The sequence below is a fragment of the Acinetobacter sp. MYb10 genome (assembly GCF_002980175.2).
In the GTDB taxonomy this organism is placed as follows: domain Bacteria; phylum Pseudomonadota; class Gammaproteobacteria; order Pseudomonadales; family Moraxellaceae; genus Acinetobacter; species Acinetobacter guillouiae.
The window spans coordinates 1,462,864-1,486,262 of record NZ_CP058272.1 but is presented as its reverse complement, the minus strand read 5'-3'; the positions used below and the strand labels follow the sequence as shown (position 1 = coordinate 1,486,262).

Annotated in this window: 26 protein-coding genes; 14 read left to right on the top strand and 12 right to left on the bottom strand. The window is 38.1% G+C overall.

Annotated features, from left to right (window positions below; all coding sequences use genetic code 11):
• Window positions 1-173: 173 nt before the first annotated feature.
• On the bottom strand, window positions 174-344 hold the full coding sequence (gene hemP, locus CQZ96_RS06895; protein ID WP_004721884.1) for a hemin uptake protein HemP: 171 nt from the start codon (window positions 342-344) through the stop codon (window positions 174-176).
• 140 nt (window positions 345-484) lie between these two features.
• On the opposite strand from hemP, the gene CQZ96_RS06890 reads away from it, so the two are divergent.
• Window positions 485-1,396 (top strand): NUDIX domain-containing protein, encoded by a 912-nt coding sequence (locus CQZ96_RS06890; RefSeq protein ID WP_105714493.1) that lies wholly within the window; start codon window positions 485-487, stop codon window positions 1,394-1,396.
• Between the two features lie 26 nt (window positions 1,397-1,422).
• On the opposite strand, the gene CQZ96_RS06885 is transcribed toward CQZ96_RS06890, so the two are convergent.
• Complete coding sequence (locus CQZ96_RS06885) at window positions 1,423-2,007, bottom strand: tetratricopeptide repeat protein (protein WP_004820161.1); 585 nt, start codon at window positions 2,005-2,007, stop codon at window positions 1,423-1,425.
• Between the two features lie 51 nt (window positions 2,008-2,058).
• Window positions 2,059-4,452, bottom strand: coding sequence for a penicillin-binding protein 1B (gene mrcB, locus CQZ96_RS06880; protein ID WP_035371136.1), 2,394 nt, complete (start codon window positions 4,450-4,452; stop codon window positions 2,059-2,061).
• A gap of 195 nt (window positions 4,453-4,647) precedes the next feature.
• Here mrcB and CQZ96_RS06875 point away from each other — a divergent pair, with 195 nt between their 5' ends.
• The 3 genes from CQZ96_RS06875 to CQZ96_RS06865 all read left to right on the top strand — a co-directional run bounded on the left by CQZ96_RS06875 (window position 4,648) and on the right by CQZ96_RS06865 (window position 6,469).
• Window positions 4,648-5,550, top strand: a complete 903-nt coding sequence (locus CQZ96_RS06875) for an NAD(+) kinase (protein ID WP_004721877.1) — start codon at window positions 4,648-4,650, stop codon at window positions 5,548-5,550.
• Window positions 5,551-5,552: 2 nt separating this feature from the next.
• Entirely contained in the window at window positions 5,553-5,819 is a 267-nt protein-coding gene (locus CQZ96_RS06870; protein ID WP_004721875.1) for a YeaC family protein, read from the top strand.
• Between the two features lie 203 nt (window positions 5,820-6,022).
• Window positions 6,023-6,469 (top strand): hypothetical protein, encoded by a 447-nt coding sequence (locus CQZ96_RS06865; protein WP_105714492.1) that lies wholly within the window; start codon window positions 6,023-6,025, stop codon window positions 6,467-6,469.
• A gap of 27 nt (window positions 6,470-6,496) precedes the next feature.
• On the opposite strand, the gene CQZ96_RS06860 is transcribed toward CQZ96_RS06865, so the two are convergent.
• The gene (locus CQZ96_RS06860; protein ID WP_105714491.1) at window positions 6,497-7,492 is read right to left on the bottom strand and encodes a glycosyl transferase family protein; all 996 of its coding nucleotides are present in this window, start codon (window positions 7,490-7,492) and stop codon (window positions 6,497-6,499) included.
• A gap of 419 nt (window positions 7,493-7,911) precedes the next feature.
• Between CQZ96_RS06860 and CQZ96_RS06855 the strand changes: the two genes are divergently transcribed.
• Both CQZ96_RS06855 and CQZ96_RS06850 read left to right on the top strand, forming a co-directional pair.
• Complete coding sequence (locus CQZ96_RS06855) at window positions 7,912-9,273, top strand: dicarboxylate/amino acid:cation symporter (RefSeq protein WP_105714490.1); 1,362 nt, start codon at window positions 7,912-7,914, stop codon at window positions 9,271-9,273.
• A 117-nt stretch (window positions 9,274-9,390) separates the two neighbouring features.
• Entirely contained in the window at window positions 9,391-9,750 is a 360-nt protein-coding gene (locus CQZ96_RS06850) for a hypothetical protein (RefSeq protein WP_105714489.1), read from the top strand.
• Window positions 9,751-9,755: 5 nt separating this feature from the next.
• On the opposite strand, the gene prfH is transcribed toward CQZ96_RS06850, so the two are convergent.
• Entirely contained in the window at window positions 9,756-10,346 is a 591-nt protein-coding gene (gene prfH, locus CQZ96_RS06845) for a peptide chain release factor H (RefSeq protein WP_105714488.1), read from the bottom strand.
• Window positions 10,347-10,647: 301 nt separating this feature from the next.
• Here prfH and cgtA point away from each other — a divergent pair, with 301 nt between their 5' ends.
• Window positions 10,648-11,871: an Obg family GTPase CgtA gene (cgtA, locus tag CQZ96_RS06840; protein ID WP_105714487.1), complete on the top strand. Its 1,224-nt coding sequence runs from the start codon at window positions 10,648-10,650 to the stop codon at window positions 11,869-11,871.
• 61 nt (window positions 11,872-11,932) lie between these two features.
• Window positions 11,933-13,066, top strand: coding sequence for a glutamate 5-kinase (proB, locus tag CQZ96_RS06835; protein WP_004721861.1), 1,134 nt, complete (start codon window positions 11,933-11,935; stop codon window positions 13,064-13,066).
• A 47-nt stretch (window positions 13,067-13,113) separates the two neighbouring features.
• Here the strand turns inward: proB and CQZ96_RS06830 are convergent, their stop codons facing one another.
• From CQZ96_RS06830 to CQZ96_RS06820, 3 genes are read right to left on the bottom strand one after another with little or no spacing between them, the layout of a single operon-like run.
• Window positions 13,114-13,635 carry a hypothetical protein gene (locus CQZ96_RS06830; RefSeq protein ID WP_105714486.1) on the bottom strand — a complete coding sequence of 174 codons (522 nt, stop codon included), beginning with the start codon at window positions 13,633-13,635 and terminating at the stop codon, window positions 13,114-13,116.
• Between the two features lie 20 nt (window positions 13,636-13,655).
• The gene (locus CQZ96_RS06825) at window positions 13,656-14,303 is read right to left on the bottom strand and encodes an HAD-IB family hydrolase (RefSeq protein WP_004820178.1); all 648 of its coding nucleotides are present in this window, start codon (window positions 14,301-14,303) and stop codon (window positions 13,656-13,658) included.
• A complete protein-coding gene (locus CQZ96_RS06820) occupies window positions 14,270-15,478 on the bottom strand; it encodes a DUF1615 domain-containing protein (RefSeq protein ID WP_004721853.1) in 1,209 nt (402 codons plus the stop codon). Before CQZ96_RS06820 ends, CQZ96_RS06825 begins: the two co-directional genes overlap by 34 nt.
• A gap of 83 nt (window positions 15,479-15,561) precedes the next feature.
• Between CQZ96_RS06820 and dusB the strand changes: the two genes are divergently transcribed.
• On the top strand, window positions 15,562-16,584 hold the full coding sequence (gene dusB, locus CQZ96_RS06815) for a tRNA dihydrouridine synthase DusB (RefSeq protein WP_096733638.1): 1,023 nt from the start codon (window positions 15,562-15,564) through the stop codon (window positions 16,582-16,584).
• A 43-nt stretch (window positions 16,585-16,627) separates the two neighbouring features.
• On the opposite strand, the gene CQZ96_RS06810 is transcribed toward dusB, so the two are convergent.
• Window positions 16,628-17,221: a DUF4291 domain-containing protein gene (locus CQZ96_RS06810; protein WP_105714485.1), complete on the bottom strand. Its 594-nt coding sequence runs from the start codon at window positions 17,219-17,221 to the stop codon at window positions 16,628-16,630.
• Between the two features lie 519 nt (window positions 17,222-17,740).
• Between CQZ96_RS06810 and CQZ96_RS06805 the strand changes: the two genes are divergently transcribed.
• Entirely contained in the window at window positions 17,741-18,247 is a 507-nt protein-coding gene (locus CQZ96_RS06805) for a DinB family protein (protein ID WP_004721842.1), read from the top strand.
• Window positions 18,248-18,302: 55 nt separating this feature from the next.
• Here CQZ96_RS06805 and CQZ96_RS06800 read toward each other — a convergent pair whose 3' ends face one another.
• The 3 genes from CQZ96_RS06800 to CQZ96_RS06790 all read right to left on the bottom strand — a co-directional run bounded on the left by CQZ96_RS06800 (window position 18,303) and on the right by CQZ96_RS06790 (window position 20,623).
• Complete coding sequence (locus tag CQZ96_RS06800) at window positions 18,303-19,346, bottom strand: NAD(P)H-dependent flavin oxidoreductase (protein WP_105714484.1); 1,044 nt, start codon at window positions 19,344-19,346, stop codon at window positions 18,303-18,305.
• Window positions 19,347-19,476: 130 nt separating this feature from the next.
• Window positions 19,477-20,178: a VIT1/CCC1 transporter family protein gene (locus CQZ96_RS06795; protein ID WP_004721837.1), complete on the bottom strand. Its 702-nt coding sequence runs from the start codon at window positions 20,176-20,178 to the stop codon at window positions 19,477-19,479.
• Between the two features lie 100 nt (window positions 20,179-20,278).
• Window positions 20,279-20,623: a hypothetical protein gene (locus CQZ96_RS06790; RefSeq protein WP_004721836.1), complete on the bottom strand. Its 345-nt coding sequence runs from the start codon at window positions 20,621-20,623 to the stop codon at window positions 20,279-20,281.
• A 550-nt stretch (window positions 20,624-21,173) separates the two neighbouring features.
• Between CQZ96_RS06790 and CQZ96_RS06785 the strand changes: the two genes are divergently transcribed.
• The 4 genes from CQZ96_RS06785 (at window position 21,174) to CQZ96_RS06770 (ending at window position 23,354) form a co-directional block, all read left to right on the top strand.
• Complete coding sequence (locus CQZ96_RS06785; RefSeq protein ID WP_004721835.1) at window positions 21,174-21,584, top strand: roadblock/LC7 domain-containing protein; 411 nt, start codon at window positions 21,174-21,176, stop codon at window positions 21,582-21,584.
• Window positions 21,585-21,948: 364 nt separating this feature from the next.
• Window positions 21,949-22,305, top strand: a complete 357-nt coding sequence (locus CQZ96_RS06780) for a hypothetical protein (protein WP_004721834.1) — start codon at window positions 21,949-21,951, stop codon at window positions 22,303-22,305.
• Window positions 22,306-22,403: 98 nt separating this feature from the next.
• On the top strand, window positions 22,404-22,619 hold the full coding sequence (locus tag CQZ96_RS06775; protein WP_004721833.1) for a DUF1653 domain-containing protein: 216 nt from the start codon (window positions 22,404-22,406) through the stop codon (window positions 22,617-22,619).
• Window positions 22,620-22,760: 141 nt separating this feature from the next.
• Entirely contained in the window at window positions 22,761-23,354 is a 594-nt protein-coding gene (locus tag CQZ96_RS06770; RefSeq protein ID WP_004820205.1) for an O-methyltransferase, read from the top strand.
• Window positions 23,355-23,399: the final 45 nt, after the last annotated feature.

The window sequence follows — 23,399 nt, the reverse complement described above, 5'->3', positions numbered from 1 at the left end:
CGGTTATTTTTATTGAGTGCTTAGCATTTCATTAGATCGTTTTATAGAGATAGGTTGTTGTATAAAAATCTATAGATAAGCATTAAAAATCAGCTGACAAAATTAAAAAGCAGTATGCGCTGATTCATACTGCTTGTTCCCACGTTTTTTGTTTTAACTTAATGTTTTTATAGTTATTTGGTCAAAATTAGACGATTGTTACGTGTTAAACGTAAGCGATATTCTTCTCCAGCATGCATGATGCGAATTTCGCGCCCTAATGCAAATAAGTTATTTGAATGTAACATCGGAAGAGATTGGTGAGCTTCAGTGTTACGTGTGAATAGGCTAAAAGGTGCGTTCATTATTGTTACTCCGTGTGGGGTGCTGTCTAAGTGATTTAAATGATAATCATTATCGAATAGGTCTGTCAACGATAATTTTTATCATTTATAAAATTTCTATAATTGCTTACAATTCATTAAAAATTCAGGTGTCGATTTTTATGTCTAAACCCAGTATTCATGTGGCTATCGCTTTATTACTTTATCGTGGGAAAGTGTTGGTCGGTTGGCGCAATGCGGATCAGCATCAGGGCAATAAATATGAATTTCCTGGCGGCAAAATTGAAGCAGGGGAAACGCCTGTTGAAGCATGTCGTCGAGAGATCTTTGAGGAAGTGGGAATTGGCATCCAGCAATGGCATGCTTTTGATGTGATTCATCATGTTTATGATGATGTTGAAGTGTTTCTCCATCTTTTTCATGCCACTGTTCCTGAACAATATTTGCATGATATTCAGAAACCATGGACATGGTATGGACGCGATCAGCTATTCGAGCTTAATTTCCCCAAAGCCAATCAAGCGATTGTTCAACGGCTGTTCTGGGCGCATCAAATTAAAATCTCCCAGAATCTTTCAGCGTTGAATATAGAAAAAAAACGAGCTGACAACCCTCAATTTTTTTATTTTAGAACGACTGCAGATCAGATTGCTGTAACACAAATTTCGCAGTTAGATCCAAACGCCTTATCTCATTTGATCGTCAATATAGATTTATGGCAACAGTTGCCTGAGCATCTTCAAAAAAGTATAGCTGCTGTACATTATAAACAGCATCAATTGATAGATTTACACATCGGGCAGTTACCAATCGGTCTACGTTGTATAGCAGCATGTCACGATTTGGTATCTTTACAGCGAGCACAGACATTAGGTTTTGATGCTGTGATTTTAAGTCCAGTATTTGCAACCCAGACCCATCCTGAAGCCAATGCACTTGGATGGGAAAAATTTGCTGAATATGCCAAGACTTGTGATTTACCCGTCTTTGCATTGGGGGGATTAAGCCAAGCCGATTTAGTGATTGCACAACAGCATTATGCATACGGGATTGCTGGGATTCGAAATTTTTAATCGAGCAGAGGTATTGCCTTAAACAGTTATAAGCGTTGTAACTGTTTTTGCGCTTCTGCGATGGTCTGTTGATTTTTTAATTGCTGAGCAGCCTGCAAAATAACATTCCAAAAGGTTTTCTTTTGGGATGGACTTTGCGCATAACTTAAACCACGTCGCGCTAGAGATTCAGCATTCGCGTATTGTTTCTTCTGATTGGCAATTTGAGCCAAATAAGAGAACACTTGTGCTGATTGTGGTGCTATACGTTGTGCATGGATTGCATAACGTTCAGCTTCATCCCACTGACCTTTTTGATACGCAGTTTGAGTTTGTTGGATGAGCTGTTTAAATGCTGGGATATTTTCCCCATCCTCAAATTTTTGCGTTTGAGGCTTGGATTGCGGTGCAATCACGACAGGAACTTTTTCACGTTTAATTTCAGGGCGTTCATAAGGGGTAATTTTTACTCCATCTGGTGTAGCAACCCGATGGTCTGGCTGTTCAGATTTTGGCTTTTCAACAGATTTGCTCGGTTTAGAATTTTGTTGGGGTGTTGTTTGACACCCAGCCAAAGTTAATATTCCGCTTAAACTTAGAATATAAGCGATTGTGCTTACATTTCGTTTCATCACAAATTCCTATTTAAAAGCCAATTTACCCGTATATTCAACATGTTTAGATTAGTTGTTATAACTACCACTTGAGATCACATGACCTCTTGAGTCCTGATCTAAGCTGTCTTCACTTTCGCGAATATAGTTTTCTATACTATCACTTGAATGCGGCTGTGAAGTGTTTTGTTGCGTATCAGGCGTGGATTGAGGATCAACTTGATAATATGGCATTCCGCACTCTGTCGCACGATTAGGAACTGTGTGACGTAATAATGGAATATATAGTGCGCCTTCACAGCCTTGTGCTGAAAGCTCCCCAGTTCGAGAGTCAATCCATTGCCATGAAATATCATCTGTTTGACGTAAATTCACTGGTTTTTGGCGTAATTGCTTCATGACATTGATCCAGACAGGTAATGCACCAGATGAACCTGTAAGCCCAGTGATTTTATTGTTGTCTAAGCCTAACCACACCACTGCTAAATTATTGCCTGAATATCCAGCAAACCAAGAATCACGGGTATCGTTGGTTGTACCAGATTTGCCTGCAAGTTTGAGATCAGCAGGTAATGTGTTGTAAGCCGCTTTACCTGTACCCGCAGACATGACTTGTTGTAAGCCAAAGTTCAACAAGAAGGCAGCAGAAGGGTCTATGGTCTGTTGTACATTTAAACCAAAACGCTCCAATAAACGACCATTAGAATCTACAACAGTACGAATGGCTTTGGTTGGATATTTAAATCCACCTGTTGCAAAGTTACCATAAATACTCATCACTTCCATGGGCGACATATCAACAGCACCAAGGAAAATAGACGGGTAGTTTGGAATCTTTGAAGTTACGCCAAATTTAGACAAGTTGTTGCTAAATGTAGAGATCCCAAATTCGTTCCCTAAACGCACAGCAGATAAGTTATATGAGTTTGCTAAGGCTTGAGACATCGGAACATAACCATGACCTGTTCCACTATAGTTCTTTGGTGTCCAGGTTTGATTACCACTGACAGGTAAACTAATTGGCGCATCTTCAATTTGTGATGCCCAGTTATAACGACCTGATTCCAACGCACTTAAATAAATCACAGGTTTAAGCAAAGAACCCACTTGACGTTTCGCATCTACAGTACGGTTAAAGCCAGTAAAGTCTTGGGTTGAACCAACAGCGGCAATCAATTCGCCATTTTCAGGACGGGTAACTAAAACAGCGCCTTGTAGGTCTTTTAGTCTTGCTGGGTTCGCATTGGCTAAACGGCTCACCGTTTCTCTAAAGCTCTTTTGCACTCTAGTTTGTGCAATTGGATCAAGTGTCGTAAAAATTCTTAAACCTTGATTGGTTAAATCTGATTCTTGGTATTCGGTTTTAAGTTGACGACGTACAATATCTAAGAAGTCTGGGAAGCTTGCTGTACCTAATGTTGGTTTACGCACCACATTGAGTGGACGTGCAATTTCTTTTTCATATTGCGCTTGGTCTAAGTATCCCATCACCAACATATTGTTCAGCACAATATCGCGACGTTTTTTTGCGCCTTCAGGATTTTTCCAAGGGTTAAATAGGGTAGGGCCTTGAACTAAACCGACCAAAAATGCTTGTTGTGAAATATTTAATTCACTGAGCGGTAAGCCGAAATAGAATTGTGAAGCCAAGCCATAACCATTGACAGAGTAGTTACCACTTTGACCTAAATTCACTTCATTTAAATAGGCTTCTAAAATTTCGTCTTTACTGTAATGAAGCTCTAATAACAGCGACATCAGGGCTTCATTTACTTTACGTTTTAAGGTTTTTTCAGGGGTTAAGAAAAAGTTCTTAACCAACTGTTGCGTCAGTGTTGAACCACCTTGACGTTTACCACCAGTCACATTACTGAGTAACGCGCGCGCTGTACCACGGAATGAAATACCATGATGGCGATAAAAGTTTCTATCCTCTGTGGCGATTAATGCTTCAATCAAAGGTTTAGGAACTTTATTTAATTTGATCAGGACACGGTCTTCATTGTGTTGCGGGTAGATACCACCAATTAACATTGGCTCTAGACGTGCGATTCCAGTATTGGTCGGTTTGGTGGCTTTTACATCTGTAACTGTATCACCAGCAAAGGTCACCTGTAGGACTTGTTCTGGATCTACACTGTCACCAAAGTCAAAGCCACGTGTATGCACGTAAATTGTATTTGGTTGGGTAATATAGGTTCCCGATTTGGTATAACTATCACTGTTTTTATAACCGAGTAATTTGAGCTCTTGTTCAAACTCTATTTGGGCAATTGGCGCAGTTGCATAAATTTCTAATGGACGAGCGAATACTTTCGCAGGAATATCCCAGCGATTGCCTTCAAACTTATCTCGAATAACATTGTCGAGGCGAATTAAGTAGACGCTAAATGCGAGAAATACTGCAATAATTAATACACAAAAAATCAGTGCAATTAAGCCTATACCACGTTCGGTCTTCATATACAGATAATAATACCCAAATTTATTTTCGCTAATCATGCGAAGCTTTTCTTAATTTTGCAATAATAAATCTGTGAAATACACAAATTTAAAGGCTTTTTAAACATTCTCGTTATTTTTCGTATATGAATGATTTTATAAACATATACTGAGAGTGCTATTATATCTCAGAATTTCAGTGGAGCTACCGCATCTGTGCAAATTTCACCAAAGACCTTTCGTAATATCGGTTTAATTGGAAGACCAGATAAATCATCTGTGGTTGATACGCTTTGTCTTATACACGATCATTTATTAAGTTTGGGTCTGCATCCAGTTTTTGATACAGCTACAGCACAACTTGTACCTTATACCAATACACAAACTGTCAGTAAGAATCTGCTCGGTGAAGTGGTTGATTTGGTTATTGTCGTGGGTGGTGATGGTTCTTTATTACATGCTGCACGTGCATTGGTAAAATACAATATTCCTGTACTTGGGGTGAACCGCGGTCGCTTAGGTTTTTTAACAGATATTAAACCCACTGAAGTGCTGTTTAAGTTAGATCAAGTTTTAAAAGGTGAGTTCCAGCTTGATCGTCGCTTCTTATTGGAAATTGAAATTCGCAGTAAAAATGAAATAATTTATGATGCAATTGCTTTGAATGATGTGGTACTTCATTCTGGTAAATCTGTACATATGATTGATTTTGAGCTGAACATTGATGGGCAATATGTTTATCGTCAACACAGCGATGGTTTAATTGTATCGACTCCGACAGGTTCAACGGCATATGCCTTATCTGGTGGTGGACCGATTTTACATCCAAGTATGGATGCAATTGCTTTGGTTCCAATGCACCCACATACGTTGTCATCAAGACCGATTGTGGTGGGTGGGCAAAGCGAAATTAAGATATTGATCCGTGAAAACCGTGTGTTGCCGATGGTCAGTGCCGATGGACAGCATAGCGTTTCATTAAATGTCGGTGATAGTTTGCATATTCGTAAACATCCCTTCAAACTAATACTTTTACATCCACCAGGTTATGACTTCTATATGGCTTGTCGTACTAAACTTGGCTGGAATCAAGATTTTGATTCTTTTCAGCGGGATTGACCATGAATATTGAACAGATGCTTTCTATTTTAGATGCTGACATTGTTGAGCGTTTAAAAACTGCGGTAGAAATTGGTAAATGGCCAAATGGTGTGGCGTTGACTGCTGAGCAACGTCAAACCTGTATGCAAGCAGTGATTGCTTGGGAACATCAGAATATACCTGAAAAAGAACGTACAGGTTATATCGATAAAGGGCATAAAGAAGAAGGTGAGGAATGTGATTCGCATGTGCCTGAGCCAGAATTTAAACCGATTCGTTTTATCTAACTGAGCAAAAGATCCCTTGAATCATAGAGTAGCTTTACTTTGTGATTCAAACACTCAATTTAAAAAACAATAATATTTAAACTGTTTCAATCATGATGCTATTAAAACGATAACTATGTTAAAACGATAAATACGTTCAAACGAGAAGTGAGTAATAAGGTGATAAAGATATTCAGCATGATAAAAACGATAAAGAGGTTAAAATGCTCAAGCTGTTCAAAACAATAAAGCTTGCTCGACTCAGTTTAGTCTGTATCACTGCAATTTCGACCAGCGCATTCGCTGAGCGAACAAGTGATGCAAGAAGTATTCAATGTTTATTAGATGTTACCGTAACCGCAAGTCAAAATTTCCAAACGCCAGTCACACAATATACATCAATTAAAAATGATGGCTATCCCATGCTGTTAATTGGTATCAAGATCCGTAATGCTTATACAGCCGACGCATCAAAAAAGATAAAAACCCATCATCTGTATTGTTCAAGTCTGATTGGAAAGCAAAAAGATGCTTATTTATCTGGTCCTTATCAACCCAATAATATCGATGTCAAAATGGGTGATCAGTTGCAACTTATCAATATTCATTCTTCAGGGAAAAGTTATCCCTATTGGGCTGATTTTTATTTTATCCAAAAGCGTGATCAATAACGTTCACGCTTCTGTTTGAAGATGAAATTAGAAACGTGTGTTCCAAAGATGCTTTGCTTTACTCATGGCTTCTGGATAGTTATTTACAATACCCATGGTATATAAAGCAATGCCCATTGTTTCAGTGATGGCAATTTCACCATACTCATGTGCTTGTTGGCCTTCCCAAACTGCTTTAAAAATAGCGAGATCAAGTTGTTCTTCTGTTGGGCTGCGGTTATCGGTTAATTTAGGTAATTCATGTTCATAAAGTTCACCATTTTGAATACCACAGATAAGGGTTTTGGCATCTGGATTGCGCTCAAACTCGCCACCTTCACCTTTAATCACAGCACTATTTTTATAACCTAATTGAAAGGCAGCTTGTTGATGTGAACTACGATAAGCAGGGTGGAAAATTGCCTGTAAGGTTGCTTTGGCATTGAATGGATTAATCAAACGAGCCAGTGTGTGAATCGGGGAGCGTAAACCCATCACATTCCTAAGATTGATCAAATCTGCCAAGATCGGAGAGACCACATTTAAAGGCAAATAGGCAAAATTTTGGGTGTCTAGTTGCTGTTTGACTTGTGCTTCATTTTGGCAAATTGGAAAGCCTAAGTATTCTAAGACTTGTTCAGTATACACACGGTTCATGGTATGGCCTGATGCACCATGCATCACGATCTTATAGCCATGCTTTGAAAGTGTTAATGCTGCCAATAAAAACCATGGGTAATGTTTGCGTTTACCTGCATAAGATGACCAATCTAAATCCACAGCAAGTGGCTGAAAATTCAATTGGTCTTTGGTCGCTTGGACAAAGCCTGTCAGTTCATCTACAGACTCTTCTTTGACCCGAAGCAACATTAAAAATGCGCCGAGTTGCACATCTAAGACTTCATTTTTCAAAATCATTGAAAAAGCTTGATAAGCTTCATCATAAGTTAATGATCGTGCACCATTTTTCCCTTTACCGACAATTCGCACAAACTGCGCAAAAGGATGTTCAAAGTCTTTATAAAGATTGCGTTTTGTATTCATGTCAAATGGATCAAGGGAGAGGAGACAGTGGAATACACTATGCCATAAATGGATCTGAATCGTATAGATATAGATGATATTAGACTAAGGTCTAAGCATAAATTGCACAGATGTTAGGCGAAATTAACATTTGCATAGAGATTGATCATCAAAAATTAATTAAAATAGACTTGAAGAGCGTTTTATTTTTTATCTCCTGTTCTGTATTTATTCTTTTGGCCAAGGTGCTAGAGAGAATAAATCTTAAACATCGTCATTCGTTGTCATTGTTTTGGAAAACTTTCGTTTTCTGAAGGGATTTTTATTTGCTAAAAACCAACTTCTCAGAAATTTTTATCGAGATTTTGGACTGTGTCAGCAAATGGTAGCATTAACATTGGATATTTCTTCAAACAGAAATATAGAAAGAAGTAATTATCATGGCTAAGAAACCGCTGTATAAGTCACTCTATTTTCAAGTGATTGTTGCCATTATTTTGGGTGTGATTGTAGGGCACTACTTTCCAAGTGGTACTCAATTGATCAATGGTGTAGAGAAAAGTGTTCCAGGTTTAGGCGAACAACTCAAACCTTTAGGTGATGCTTTTATTAAGCTCATTAAAATGATTATTGCCCCTGTGATTTTCTGTACCGTGGTCAGTGGGATTGCGGGCATGGAAAGCATGAAATCAGTAGGTAAGACTGGTGGTATTGCACTTTTATACTTTGAAGTCGTTTCTACCATTGCCCTGATTATTGGTTTGGTTGTTATCAATATCGCCAAACCGGGCGTTGGTATGAATGTTGATCCTGCGACTTTAGATACCACGGGTATCAGTAAGTATGTGGAATCAGGTGCATCACAGTCTACTGTTGATTTCTTTTTGCATATCATTCCAAATACGGTTGTGGGTGCATTTGCAGAAGGTGAAATTCTACAAGTTCTTTTATTTGCCTTATTGTTTGGTTTTGCATTACATAAACTTGACGATGCTGGAAAACCAGTATTAAGATTGATTGATCAAATTTCGCATGTGTTCTTTAACATTGTGAATATGATTATGAAACTTGCGCCAATCGGTGCCTTTGGTGCGATGGCATTTACCATTGGTAAGTATGGGATTGGTAGCTTAGCGCAACTTGCACAGTTAATTCTTTGTTTCTATATCACATGTTTGTTGTTTATCTTTATTATTTTAGGTTCGATCAGTCGTTTCTGCGGATTTAGCATTTTAAAAATGATTCGTATGATCCGTGAAGAGTTGTTGATTGTATTGGGTACATCATCTTCAGAATCTGTATTACCGCGTATGCTGAAAAAGCTTGAAATTGCTGGCTGTGAAAAGTCTGTGGTTGGTTTGGTGATTCCAACAGGTTATTCATTTAACCTTGATGGTACCTCTATTTATTTGACTATGGCGGCGATCTTTATTGCACAAGCAACCAATACTCAACTGGATATTTGGCATGAAATTACCTTGCTTGCAGTCTTGTTGATTTCATCAAAAGGTGCAGCAGGTGTAACTGGTTCAGGCTTTATTGTAATGGCAGCAACTTTGGCTGCTGTAGGCAATATCCCAGTTGCTGGTTTGGCTTTGATTTTAGGTATTGACCGTTTCATGTCTGAAGCACGTGCATTGACTAATTTGGTCGGTAACTCTTTGGCAACGATTGTGGTTGCGAAGTGGGTTGGTAAGCTAGATGTTGAGAAGCTAAATGACGCTTTAAATAATCCGGCTGAAGTGGATCGTAAAATGCTTGAAGAATCAAATCAACCTCAATTGGATTTGCAGAAGTCTTAATTTTGTTGTGTTGTAAATCAAGGAAGCTCAGGCTTCCTTTTTTTATTGTTGTGATAAAATCGTGTTTCGATTAGAAATCAATTTCTATAATCAAAACTATTTTTAATTAGGTATTCAATGGATAAAAATATTCAAGATATTGCATATCAATTATGTGCGGAATTTATACAAGCAGTTTGTCATAAAAATTTTAAACAACTTCATTTAAAATTTGGAATATCTCAAGCCGTTTGGGATGAAATTCAAGAAGACGTTTTACATTACTATTTTGATCAAAACATTCCTGAACTAACAATTTCAAATGAGAATTTTGAAGTTTTTCAATATTATCAAGGTGGTTATGGAATAGAGGCCAAATTAGAAACCACGTTAAATGATGAAACAGAAAAATGGGCAGATTTAACATTAAGTGCTGAGCTAATTGAAAAAGAAAATAGTACGTTTCAATTTGCATATCGTTTAATTGAAGTGATGTAAAAACATCACTTTTTAAATGCTCGGACGGCATTGCCTCGCTCTATCAACGCGTGTTGTAAATGTTGAGCGTGTTTCTGATGGGCTTGCTGGCTCTCCATCTGTTGTTGTAGTTTGAGTGCAATCAACTCTTTTGCCACACGTTTATTGGCATGTTGGCTTCGTTCAGACATGACCTTTACACTTATTCCAGATGCAACATGAGTTGCATGGACAGCAGAGTCTGTCGTATTGACATGCTGCCCTCCAGCACCTGAAGCACGACAGGCCTGAAAAGTGATGGTGTCATCTGGGGGGAGTTGCAACGGTGTATCGAAAAGCGTAATGCCTACAAACCAGTTTTTACGTTTATGTTGTGGGCGAATTGGACTTTGGAAAGTCCATTGAATTGTACCGAGCCAAGTATGGAGCCATGCTCGAGCATCCTCATCGACACTTAGAAGTACCGAGGAATAACCATGTTGAGTCGCATTGCTTTCAATTGTTTGGAGATGGATCTTTTTTGTTTTGGCTTCTTTGTGTATTTCTTGAAGCGTATATTTTACAGCGAGTTGACATTCTGCGGGTCCAAGCGTAGCACTGAGTTGGACGATAGACAATATTATTGTTCCTTAAAATTAATGTATAAGATCGAAAATCAAAAAATCGAATGCGAATAAACAGAAATTGTGAGATTCATTAAAATAAGCGTGATTTAATTTTGAATTATTGATTTTCATGTAACTGATTATAGAAAAATATATGAATAAAAAACAATCGAAATCGAATAAAAATATGCATTATCAAGCCTCTGATCAAAAAAGTTTAAGAAAATTCATGCTTAGCTGAATAATACTATTCGAGAAATTTTTGAAAATATGGCAGAATATGGGGTTTTAAAGATTTTAGAGGATTGGCAACATGCGCTTTGTTGATGAAGCAGTCATTACCGTAGAGGCTGGCGACGGTGGCAATGGCGTAGCCAGTTTTCGCCGTGAAAAATTTGTACCATTTGGTGGCCCAGATGGTGGTGATGGTGGTCGTGGTGGCAGCGTATATATTCAAGCTGACAACGATACCAGCACCTTAGTAGATTATCGTTATACCCGTAAATTTCGCGCTGAACGTGGTAAAAACGGTGCTGGCGCAAACTGTGCTGGTCGTGGTGGTGAATCAGTTATCCTGAAAGTTCCAGTAGGAACAACCATTGTAGATACAGAGTCTGGCGATATTATTGGCGATTTAGTTGAAAGTGGCCAAAAGGTTTTAGTTGCACATGGTGGCGATGGTGGTTTGGGGAATACTCATTTTAAATCATCGACCAACCGTTCTCCGCGTAAATGTACACATGGTATCAAAGGTGAATACCGTGAAATTCGTTTAGAGTTAAAAGTTCTAGCGGATGTAGGTTTATTGGGAATGCCGAATGCAGGTAAATCTACCTTTATCCGCGCAGTATCAGCAGCTAAACCAAAAGTTGCAGATTATCCATTTACAACAATGGTACCGAACTTAGGTGTGGTCGATGCGGATCGTCATCGTTCGTTCGTTATGGCGGATATTCCTGGACTGATCGAAGGTGCGGCGGAAGGTGCTGGTTTAGGGATTCGCTTCCTTAAGCATTTGGCACGTACACGTATTCTTTTACATATTGTCGATGTACAACCGATTGATGGTTCAGATCCTGCCTACAATGCCAAAGCGATTGTGGAAGAATTGAAAAAATTCTCACCAACATTGGCTCAATTACCGATTGTTCTTGTTTTAAACAAACTTGATCAATTAACTGATGATACTCAAGAAGAATGGTGTAATCATATTCTTGAAGAATTACAATGGGATGGTCCTGTATTTAAAACTTCAGGCTTGCTTGAAGAAGGTACCAAACCTGTTGTGTATTACCTCATGGATCAAATCGAGCAACAACGTGAGTTGGAAGATGAAGATCCAGAGTATGCAGCGAAAATGAAAGCATTCCGTGATCAGCTTGAAGCTGAAACACGTGAGCAAACGATTGCTGCAAAAGAAGCTTATCGTGAAATGCGTCGTCAACAACGTCTTGCTGGTATTTTGGCAGAGGAAGAAGATGATGAGGATGACGATGGCGAGGATGATGGCGAAATGGAAGTGTACTACGTACGCTAATTTCTAAGGGTATCTATAGTCTCTAAAGATACCCATTTAGAAAAGAAAGACCGAGGACAAGATGATAGAAGTGGTAGATGGGCAACGTCAGCTCAAGGCTTTAAAACGTATCGTTGTTAAAATCGGATCATCTTTACTCACAGCAAATGGGCAAGGTTTAGATTTGGATGCAATTTCGCATTGGGCGAAACAAATTGCAGATCTACACAATGCAGGACACGAGATTATTCTTGTGTCTTCAGGTGCTGTGGCTGAAGGGATGGTTCGCATGAAGCTAGAGAATCGACCCACCGATTTACCCAGTCTACAAGCTTGTGCTGCCATTGGTCAGATGGGGCTAATTCATACGTGGTCAAGCGTGTTGGAAAAGCATTCTATCCAAACGGCGCAAGTCTTGTTAACTCATGATGATCTTGCGGATCGCCGTCGTTACCTTAACTCATGTGATGCACTGCAAAATTTAATTGATTGGAAAGTGATTCCTGTAATCAATGAAAATGACACAGTGTCTACTGATGAAATTCGCTTTGGTGATAATGATACGCTTGCAGCAATGGTTGCAGGGCAAGTTCATGCAGACTTACTGATCATTTTGACTGATCAGCAAGGGATGTTTGATTCAGACCCGCGTTCTAATCCAAATGCAAAATTGTTCCATACTGTTCGTGCAATGGATGAAACCTTGTTTGATATGGCAGGTGGTGGTGGTAAGTTTGGTCGTGGTGGCATGTTGACCAAAGTTCGTGCTGCTCGTCTGGCTGCCAAGTCAGGTTGTCCAACGTTGATTGCCAGTGGTGAAAGTGACAATGTATTGGCTCGTTTAATGGCGGGTGAATTATTGGGTACTTTATTCATTACCGATGATGATCGTGTTACAGCACATCAACAGTGGTTGGCTGCACACCTTCAAACTGCAGGGCGTTTGGTTTTAGATGATGGTGCTGTCAAAGCCATTAAGGAAAATCATCGTAGTTTATTGCCTGTAGGGGTAAAAGCTGTGGAAGGGCATTTTGATCGCGGTGATGTTGTGGAATGTGTTGATCAGTATGGTCATCGAGTTGCGGTTGGACGGGTGAACTTTAGTTCGCGTTCTGCTGAAACTGTCAAAGGTTTGGCTTCGGATAAGGTGTATCAGGTACTAGGTGAAGCACGTTCTTTAGAAATGATTCATCGTAATCACATGTCGATTTATTGATTGGTTTTAAGATTTCTAAGAAATATAACCTCGCTTTGGCGGGGTTTTTATTTGGGTGTGATTAATGGTGCTTTTTCGTTGTATAGATCGGATTTAAAAACTTTATGACCAACCCATGATTTTAAGTAAAAGTGTTGATCATGGAAGCGAGATCCTCCTTGTACACCTTTGCCAAAATTTTCATCGCTATTTAACTTACGTTTGATCGCATTAAAAAAGCTTTTAATATTTTTATCGGGTGTTTTTGATAGCATTCTTAGATTTATTTTTTCTAACGTATCCTCTGTTTCTCGACCACCTTCGCCTGCAATCGCATATATACAGTATTCATCTTTATAGATTTTATCTTTACTGATGTTTTGAGCTTGATCGAGAAAATAGAAGCCAAGATTTGGATGATCATATTGGCGAAGTTGTTCTTGTAAATTATCAGGCGTGGCAATTTTCATTTGAATTTTATGATCTGAATCAAAATATTCTATTGCCATTTCAATTTGATATTTCTCTAACCCGTGTTGAATATAGGGATAGAATTCAGAGAGTGGCATGATGATATTGATATAGGACATTGAAAAATATCAGTGCTGAATTACGCAAATTTTTTTTCATCTTCTAAATAGGGTAAAACCTGATCCTTACCAACCATATATTGATAGTCGGCCAAATGAAGCATATCTAAATCTTCTTCACTGTTCCCATAGGCGAATATTTTATTATATTGATCTAAATCATATCTTTCTAAGATACGCAGTCGTTTTTGTTCACAACTACAATCTGGCGTGGAATAGTTACCAGTAAATTTGCCATCTATGACTTCAGTACCGGTACAAATCAAATCGATATCTAAGATTTGGCAAATGATTTTTAAGTAAATATCTACAGATGCTGAAACCAAAACAACATCATCGCCATTTGTTTGATGTTTTAATAACTGCTGATAAAGGTTTTGATCCAGTTGTCGAACTAAGCGTTGAGCGTATTCGTTTGCAATATCTTGAATTTCATTGGCATCGGCTTGTTTAAACATTGCATTAAATAATTTGATACGCATGGAGTTGGCAGGATAGATGTTTAAATAATAGGCCTGAATCCACGGTAAAATTTTGATGCCTTGCTTTACGATATGTCTTTTTGATAAAGCATAGAAAATAAACCCTGTGAAACTGTCTTTTTTACACAAGGTTCCGTCAAAATCAAATAATGCTAAATTTTTAAACGTTTTGCTCGGTGCATACATGTTTCATATCGTCCGTTTACGCGGCTTGCGTACCAGTTAGTATTATAATCACGACTCAATTTAGGCCCAGAAATGACAACTTCTGGCATTATGGCATACATTGGATCTTTACCTGTTTTATTCTTATAAAGTTTAGATACAGCGATATAAGTTTGAGTTTTTTCAAAGTCTTGCTGTTTCTCGTCTTTTAAATCACTACGTAACTGTCTAGGCGTAACTAAAATATTATTTTTTGAAAATAAAGCAGTGAGAGCTTTTTCTGTATCAGTTATCGCTGGACGTGGGTCGCCATTTTTGTCATACGAGAGTAAATCACCATCGAGTGCCAGATCAGCTTCAGTGAGCTTATCAATCATTTTTTGAAAAGCGGCATTTCTGCTCGAATACATCCCAGAGTTATAGTCAGCAAAACGATAAATCGGTTTATCATAATCTGCTGGATACATCATTAAACGATGGATTCCATAGTATAAACCACCAAATTCAGTATATAGATCATCACGTAATTCATTGATGTTCATACTGGTGCGTTTATGCTCTTTGGCATAATTGATATGAACCTGCATGGAGCCTAATGTGGTGATTGGGTTCATTTTTTCAGCAATATCTTGACCAACAAATTTTGCCGCACCAGTCAGCGCACTCACATGATAATGCTTTGCCATATAATCAAAGATTTCACGATAAAGTACGTCTAAATCTTTTTCAGTGCGGACACGACTCATTTGTTTTAAATAGTTATCATCAGGCGAGGGCTGATTTTTTAAAACATTCTCAAAATATGAAGCAACAGTGCCACCAATTGTGGTTCCAAGTTTATCTTCAAATTTTTCATTTAAACGTGTGGTGACTTCTTTTACCGCTTTATCCCCCAAACCTGGCACAACAGGATTGGCAACAAAGTTAGATTCCTGATCAACCACTGCAATGATGGTGCAGATATTTTCTTTGTTGGTTGGGATTTTTAATTCATTGGAAATATCGTAGATGTCTTTTGCCCACGAATCACGTTGACTGACACGATTTGGAATCAGTTTTCTGATTTGCTCTTGTTTTAATTGTTCATCATCTTCATTGGCAAACCATGAACCTTTACCACAAGCGACTAGGCTTAAAGAAAGAGCTAACACGCTGAAAGATTTAAGAAATGCGTGATGTCGAACTAATTTTTTCATGTCGAAGAAAACATACTCAGAAAATGATGAGCCACTATGGCAGATGCAGTATACTATGAAGGTCTAAAAATGTATGAATATATATGTATATTGGTCCTTATCAACTGTCAAATAATTTAATCGTTGCACCTATGGCCGGAGTTACAGATCGTCCGTTTAGGACACTGTGCAAATACTTTGGTGCTGGGCATGCGGTAAGTGAAATGATGACCTCTGATCAGACCTTACGTATGACCAAAAAGAGTCTATATCGGGCAAATTTTGATGGTGAATTAGCGCCGATTTCAGCGCAAATTGCAGGGTCTGAACCAGATCAGTTGGCTGAGGCTGCACGTTATCAAGTTGCAAATGGTGCGCAAATTGTTGATATCAATATGGGATGCCCAGCAAAAAAAGTTTGTAATAAACTGGCAGGTTCGGCATTGCTGAAAGATGAAGATTTGGTTGCCCGAATTTTAGATGCAGTGGTAAAAGCGGTTGATGTGCCTGTGACGTTAAAAACGCGGTTAGGTTTTTTAAATGGCCATGAGAATATTATCCGTGTGGCGAAACGAGCAGAAGAAGCCGGAATTGCAGCCTTAGCTTTACATGGTCGGACCCGTGAGGATATGTATTTAAATACAGCACGTTATAGTTTGATTAAAGAAGTCAAACAGATGCTCTCTATTCCTGTGATTGCCAATGGAGATATCGACAGTCCAGAGAAAGCCAAATATGTATTGGATTATACTGGTGCTGATGCCGTTATGATTGGGCGCGCGGCCCAAGGGCGTCCGTGGATTTTTCGTGAAATTGCCCATTATTTAAAAACCGGTGAATATTTAGCAGCACCAGATATTCAAGAAGTAAAACACGTATTACTGGGCCATTTGTCTGAACTTTATCAGTTCTATGGTGAATACTCGGGTTGCCGAATTGCACGTAAGCATATTGCTTGGTACACCAAAGGCTTACATTCTAGTAATGAATTCCGTCAAAATATGTACAAAGTGGAAAGCACGATAGAACAAGCAAAAGTTGTTGAGGCTTACTTTAATCACTTGCTTGAACAAGGCAATACGATGAGTGATGTACAGGTTGAGTCGCTAAATTTATTGGATGTGTAATCAATAAGGTGTAATTAGTATGGAAGCGAACTCCCATACTGAATCAACCAATCACCAAATGTTTTTTTAATGCATCGTTTAAAGGATAAATACGTTGTTTAGGCAAGAGCTTTTCAGCGTGTTTATACTGTCCTAGACGTCGAAATTGCGCCATCTTATTTACAAGAGGCGTGATATCTTGGATTGAGTGAATCGCCGTGTTGTTAAACGCTTGAATTAAAAAACGACTAATCCCAATTTGAATACTACGCTGTTCAAGCTTAGTTCCCTTTAAATTCCGTTCAGGATCCCACTGAATATGAACTTTGGCATTTTCAAAAGACTCAAACCAGAGTTCGCCATTTTTATGCGCAGAGAGTATCGGGTCTGTATGGATACTTTGCTTGAGTAAATATTCCCAAAAATCACGTTTGATACGGATTGCCAAAATATGATTTTGGTTGGATTTTGTTGCCCAATGACTTCTTTCCATTAGCCATAAAAATGAAGGTTTTATCCATGTCATTCTGTGAAAGGAGAAGGGCGAAACAAACTTTTGTTGTTGTACCGCCAATTGTGCAATTTGTTGGTTATAGGCTTGATAAACTGTAATCGTGTCGCGGTCATATAGCGCACGTATTTGATGATATGCAGACATGATAAATCTCACTTGTATTTTGAATAAGTTGTTAAAAAATTTAAAACTTAATCAAATAAGTGGAAAATGATTCACCGATTGGCAAAAAATTTGATTTAACATGAGCATCAAGCTAGCTTTATTGATTTTGCCGCTATTCTAGTCAAAATGGCATTTTTATCAAGCTGATTAGGGGCTGTTGACATTTCATAAATGGCTTGCGTTGTAGGTTAAAATTGAGCAGGCAAGGCATGAAACGAAGAGAATAGCGAGACTATTTTCGAGCTTCATAACGAAGGCTGAGATAATTTTAGCCACAACCCTGAGCAAGAACAAAGCACTGCTTTGTTTGCAGCGCAAGGCGCAGCGGGGGACTAGCGTGTTTTTTGCCGCTACGTCGTTACGAACTACTCATTTAGAATGACTAAATTTCATACTCCGCGCCTAGTATCGCCTAAAAAACACTCGTAGTCGCAAACGTAGACGAATTGTCAACAGACCCTATATTCTATATACCCACAATGATGGTTTATTTAAGTCATGAATAAAGATTCTTTCAGAATACTGGCACAATACAATATCTGGGCAACCCAGCGTCTTTGTGAAAGTTTAAAAGTTGTATCCGATGATGATTTTAACAAGGATGTTGGTCTTTACTTTAAAAGCATTGTTGGCACCTTGAATCATCTATTGTTGGGTGAGCATTATCTCTGGTATTCACGCTTTAAGCAGGGGGTATCACCTGCAATTGCATTAAATACAATGATCCAAACCGGAAAAACACTATTACTAGATGAATTACAAGAGAAGTCTAAGAATTGGATTGAGTTTCTAGAGCAGTTAGATGAAAAAACCTTAAATGCAGATTTAACCTATAAACGCGTTTCTGGACAAGAACTGACTTTGCCTTATGCTGCCACACTTATGCATGTTTTTAACCATGGCACTCATCATCGTGGGCAAATTACCGCTGCAATGACAGGATTGGGTTATGCATGCCCTGAATTAGATTTAGTGTATATGTTAGTTGAACAAAGCCAAGCATAATAAGTATAAATAGAAGCTGCTGCAGTTCAGATTCTATTGACAGCTGAGTTGAGCATTAAGAATGGTTCATTTCCACAACCAATTGATTAACCAGATCCTGAGCCTCTAATTCACGAATCTGTCCAACATTACTTCCAGCCCAGAATGCACCAAAGCCAGTATCACCATGTTGCACCGCGAAAGCATTTAGCTGTTTTGCCAAATCATAGGCATAAGGGTAGGCGGCTACATGCGGGCGGTCGGGCTGATCAATCCTCGCTTGCCAATGATTGATGATGCCGCGTGCTGGGCGACCTGAAATGCTTGTGGTAATTTGAGTGAGTGGATGATCAAATAAGGCCTTGCGATATGCTGTATTGGCGTTTGATGTTTTACATTGCACAAAAGCCGTTCCCAATTGTACGGCATCAGCACCAAGATTTAACATGGCTTTGGCTTGTTGCCCATTCATAATACCGCCTGCTGCAACGACAGGCAGTGAGCTATGTTTTTTGATAAGCGTGACTAGATCTGAGGTTTTAATTGCACCATCAATTTGAGCGTTAAAAATACCGCGATGCCCACCTGCTTCGATACCTTGAGCTACAATAATATCAATCCCAGCTTCTTCAATAGCCAGCGCTTCAGTTAGATTGGTTGCAGAAACCAGAGTGATGATACCGGCCTGTTTTAATTTTTGAATTTGATATTGATGCGGGATACCAAAATGAAAACTTACCGCTTTGGGTTGAGTGTCTAAACAGAGGTTTAAAAAATCATCATTATCTTTAAAGCTTGGGTAAATGCATTTTAATTGTGTGGGTGGATTTGCGCCAAATTTTTTAAATTCAGCTGCTAAATGTTGACTCCACAGCGTATTAGATTCAGTGTTTAATGCTGTTGATTCATGACAGAAAAAATTTAATTGAAAAGGATGTGGTGTTAACGCCTGGGTTTCTTGAATTTGTTGAAGTGCAGAATCTAGGGTATTTGCACCGAGCCCTAAAGCGCCTAAAGCCCCTTGATTTGATACTTCTGCTGCCAATAGTGGGGTAGAAACGCCTGCCATTGGTGCAAGTAAGATGGGATGTTTTATCCCTAATTGTTCTGATAAAGACATACTTAAGCTCCTTGAGTTTTAAGTTACTTTGCCCAAGCCAATTGGAATAAGCAAATTATGTTCGGTATTTATTATAAAAATATAATTCAAATACACCTTTAGAGTGTAGCTTATTTTATAGAGGCTTAGATCACATCGGAGTGACTTGAAACAGAGAACCAATCCAGCTTGAGAACGCCATTGCGATAATTCCCCATACCGCCACACGGAAACTACCCTTGAGTATTGATGTACCCGCAAAATAGCTGGATAAAGCACCGAGTATGACCAGCGATAAGATACCAACGACTAAAACAATTTTTTCTAAATATGCTTCAGGGCTAAACAGAATCGACAATGTTGGAAATAAGGCACCTATTGAAAACGATAACGCTGAAGAACCAGCAGCCTGTAATGGTCTTGCTGCAGTTGCTTCATTGATCCCAATTTCATCACGTGCATGCGCTTCTAAGGCATCTTTTTCTGTGAGTTGAACAGCTACTTGATGCGCCAATTCGGGATCTAAACCGCGTTGAATATAAATGTGAGTCAGTTCTTTAAGCTCTAAGTGTGGGTTTTTTTCTAATTCACGAGCTTCGACTTTTAAATCCGCTGCTTCGATATCTGATTGGGATTTAACGGAGATATATTCACCAGCGGCCATTGAGGTTGCACCTGAAATCAATCCCGCAATACAGGTAATCAATAGCGTGTGACTAGACGCACCACTTGCTGCCATTCCCATCACTAAACTAGTCACAGAAATAATGCCATCATTTGCACCTAAGACTGCTGCCCTTAACCAGCCTGTACGTTGTATAAAATGCTGTTCTAGGTGATGAGAATGTGGCATAAACAAAACTCCAAGTAACTGAAAGCTGATTCATTGATAATCTAAATATATGACAAATATAAAAAAGCTCCTATATTTAGGAGCTTTTTTCAGATTAAAACTATTGGCTCGCTTTTTCTTTAACGTCCGCAGCACCTTTTTCAACAGCACCAGCTGCAGTTGCAGTGGCATCTTTAGCAGCATCAACTGTTGCATCGGCAGCATGTGCTGTTGCATCAGCGGCATGATCTACAGCAGTCGCAGTTGCATTTGCTGCATTATCCGCAGCTTTAGCAGTTGCATCAGCTGCATTTTGAGCTGCATGTTCTGCATCATGTTTTGCTTGTTCTACCGCATTTGCAGCATGTTCACCTGCGGTCGCCCCTGTTTCTGGAGCTTTATCTTTATTACAACCAACAAGTGCAATCGTTGCAATCAGACCAAGAGAGAGTAGAAGTTTATTCATTGTCTTGTACCTTTTTTGAATTAATTTTTGGCATCCAGCAGTTGGATGAAATAAATATAAACACAAAAAATAACCAAATCAAAAAATAAAATGTAAAGTTTTTATAAGATCAATTTATCTTATATCAAATAATAGTGCACAAATCTGGTTTTAATAAAAGCTTCATATAATATCAATAGACTCACTTTATATTTGAACTTCCAGTATCAATAAAATAACCAATGATAAAAAGTAAGTTTTTTAATACTGTATTGTTAAAATTAAATCAAGATAAGGTTTAAGATCCACTCAATTTATGATATTAGTTATTTGAAAGTGACCTTGTTGAAAAAAATCTGACAATTTGAAGCTTTGTGGCACAATATTAGTGCTCAAAAAATTAAATTAAAAGTGAAAAAACATGTTTACAAGCCAATAAAAACAGATAGAATTGAATGTAAAATGTGAAGTATATCAAATAATTCTGTTACTGGAGAAAGTCTGAAAAACCTGTGTTTTCGGCTTTTGAAAATGCTGAATTTACAAATTAATTTATGGGGCTTTCTTGAATATGCTTGACCTAAACACATCTCGAAAAGTACCTGATGATTTTGTAGCATATGCTGAAAAACAAATCAGGCAGCTTTTGAACTCTGTCAGTGGTGTCGAGTTCATCATGTTGTGTACTTCTGATGGGTTTGAAATTGCTTTAGTCAACAAGAAAAATATTAGCAATTCTGGAAAGATTGCCGCAGTGAGTAGTTCGATTTTGGCCCTAGTGACTGCATTTGTTTCAGAAATCAATCTCGTTGGATGTCAAACAATTACCCTTGATGCTGAGAACGGAAAAGCACTTTTGACAGCCATTCCTCATCCAAAGCATCCACTGGTTTTAGTGGCGATGACCAACAAAGATATTTTATTGGGACAGATGCTCTATGAGCTCAAATCTACCTCAGAATTACTTATGAGAAATATATAGATAAGCCATTGTAGAAAATGTAACATAAGTTGCATTTTTTTGAAAAAAGAGATCTGTACTGGATTTTTTCTCTCTGGTATTTGTTGGATTTTTTTGAAAGTTTTAAATAGTCAAATTAGTCATTTATTTTTTAAATTTCTATTGAATAGTTAATATTTTTTATGCTATTAAAATGAGTGTGGGAAATAATTAATTAAAATTGATTATCAAATAAAATTAAATGGGTATTCAAAAAAAGAATACTAATTTATCCATGTTAGTTAGGAATGAATATTTTTAGCTAAATAGTAAAGTGTTTTAGTAAAGCAAAATAAAAATTGAATTACTAAAGCGAACAACAATGTTGAAAGAAACGGGGATGCTCATGGCTCGTATTACACTAGATCAATTAACTGATATCGATGGTTTCGTTTGTGCTGCATTAGTAGATAGCGAAAGTGGTTTATCTTTAGCGACTGCAGGTGCAGGTTTAGACTTAGAATTAGCAGCAGCAGGTAATACTGAAGTTGTTCGTGCTAAGCGTAAAGTAGCAAAAGCACTGAAATTAGATGATGTAATTGAAGATATTTTAATTACATTAGGTAAACAGTATCATTTGATTCGTCCACTTGATTCAAATGAAAACTTATTCCTTTATCTTGTTTTAGATCGTTCTAAATCAAACTTAGCAATGGCTCGCCACGAGTTAAAAGCATTTGAAAAAGGCTTAGACTTTTCTTAATTTAAAAATTGAAAAGCATAAAAAACTCGTCTACGGACGAGTTTTTTCTTTGGCTATCCTGTATAACATAGATATCGTATTTAGAGTGTTGAGTGTAGATGTTAAAAGCTGGAATTTATAAACATTATAAAGGTAATTTATACCAAGTCTTTCATGTCGCAACGCATAGTGAAACCCGTGAAAAAGTTGTGGTTTACCAATGTTTATATGATGATTATTCAATCTGGGTTCGACCTTATGAAATGTTTTGTGAGCAAGTCACATTAGAAGATGGTCAAGTCCAAGCGAGATTTGAATTTTTACATGAGGTTTGAGTTTTACTTGATAGATTTTACCAGCTGAAAAAGTCACGTAATAAACCGTAACGATGTAACTTGTCAAAAGCTATGTATTGTCATAGCAATGACGTAAATGATTGAAATAATAACAATGATAGTGAAAAGGAAGATCTAAACATGAGTTTAAGTAACCCATTTTTGCAACGATTGAATGAACTATATCAATCCTTTATTAAGTTTGATGCTACACAGTGTGATCGTATTAAACGTTATCGAAATATCGAACCTGAATCAGCATTGTTTTTAGCCATGCAAGTGCGAATTCAGCAGTCTAAGAAAATTTTAGAGATTGGGACATCAACGGGTTATTCTACATTGTGGCTTGCGGATGCAGCCAAAGTGACAGGTGCCAAGGTGACAACGCTAGAGATCGATGAAAAAAGAACTCAGCAAGCGCAGCTGCATGCTCAAGAGTTAAAAGTTGATGACGTGATTGATTTTTGGGTAGGGGATGCGCAAAAATACTTAGAACAGTGTCAGGAGCAATATGACTTTATTCTACTGGACGCTGAACGCAATGCTTATTTAAATTACTGGGTATATCTACAGAAGATGCTTGTAGAGCATGGTGGGGTACTGATTGTAGATAATGTGATATCACATGCTGCTGAAGTAAAGAGCTTTATCACGGAAGTTAAACGAGATGAAAGGTTTATGACCACAACCTTGTCGATTGGGTCTGGTCTGTTTGTGGTGACATTTAAAAACTAATCGAGTTTTTACATCAGGGAGAAATCTCCCTGACTTTGCTCTAAA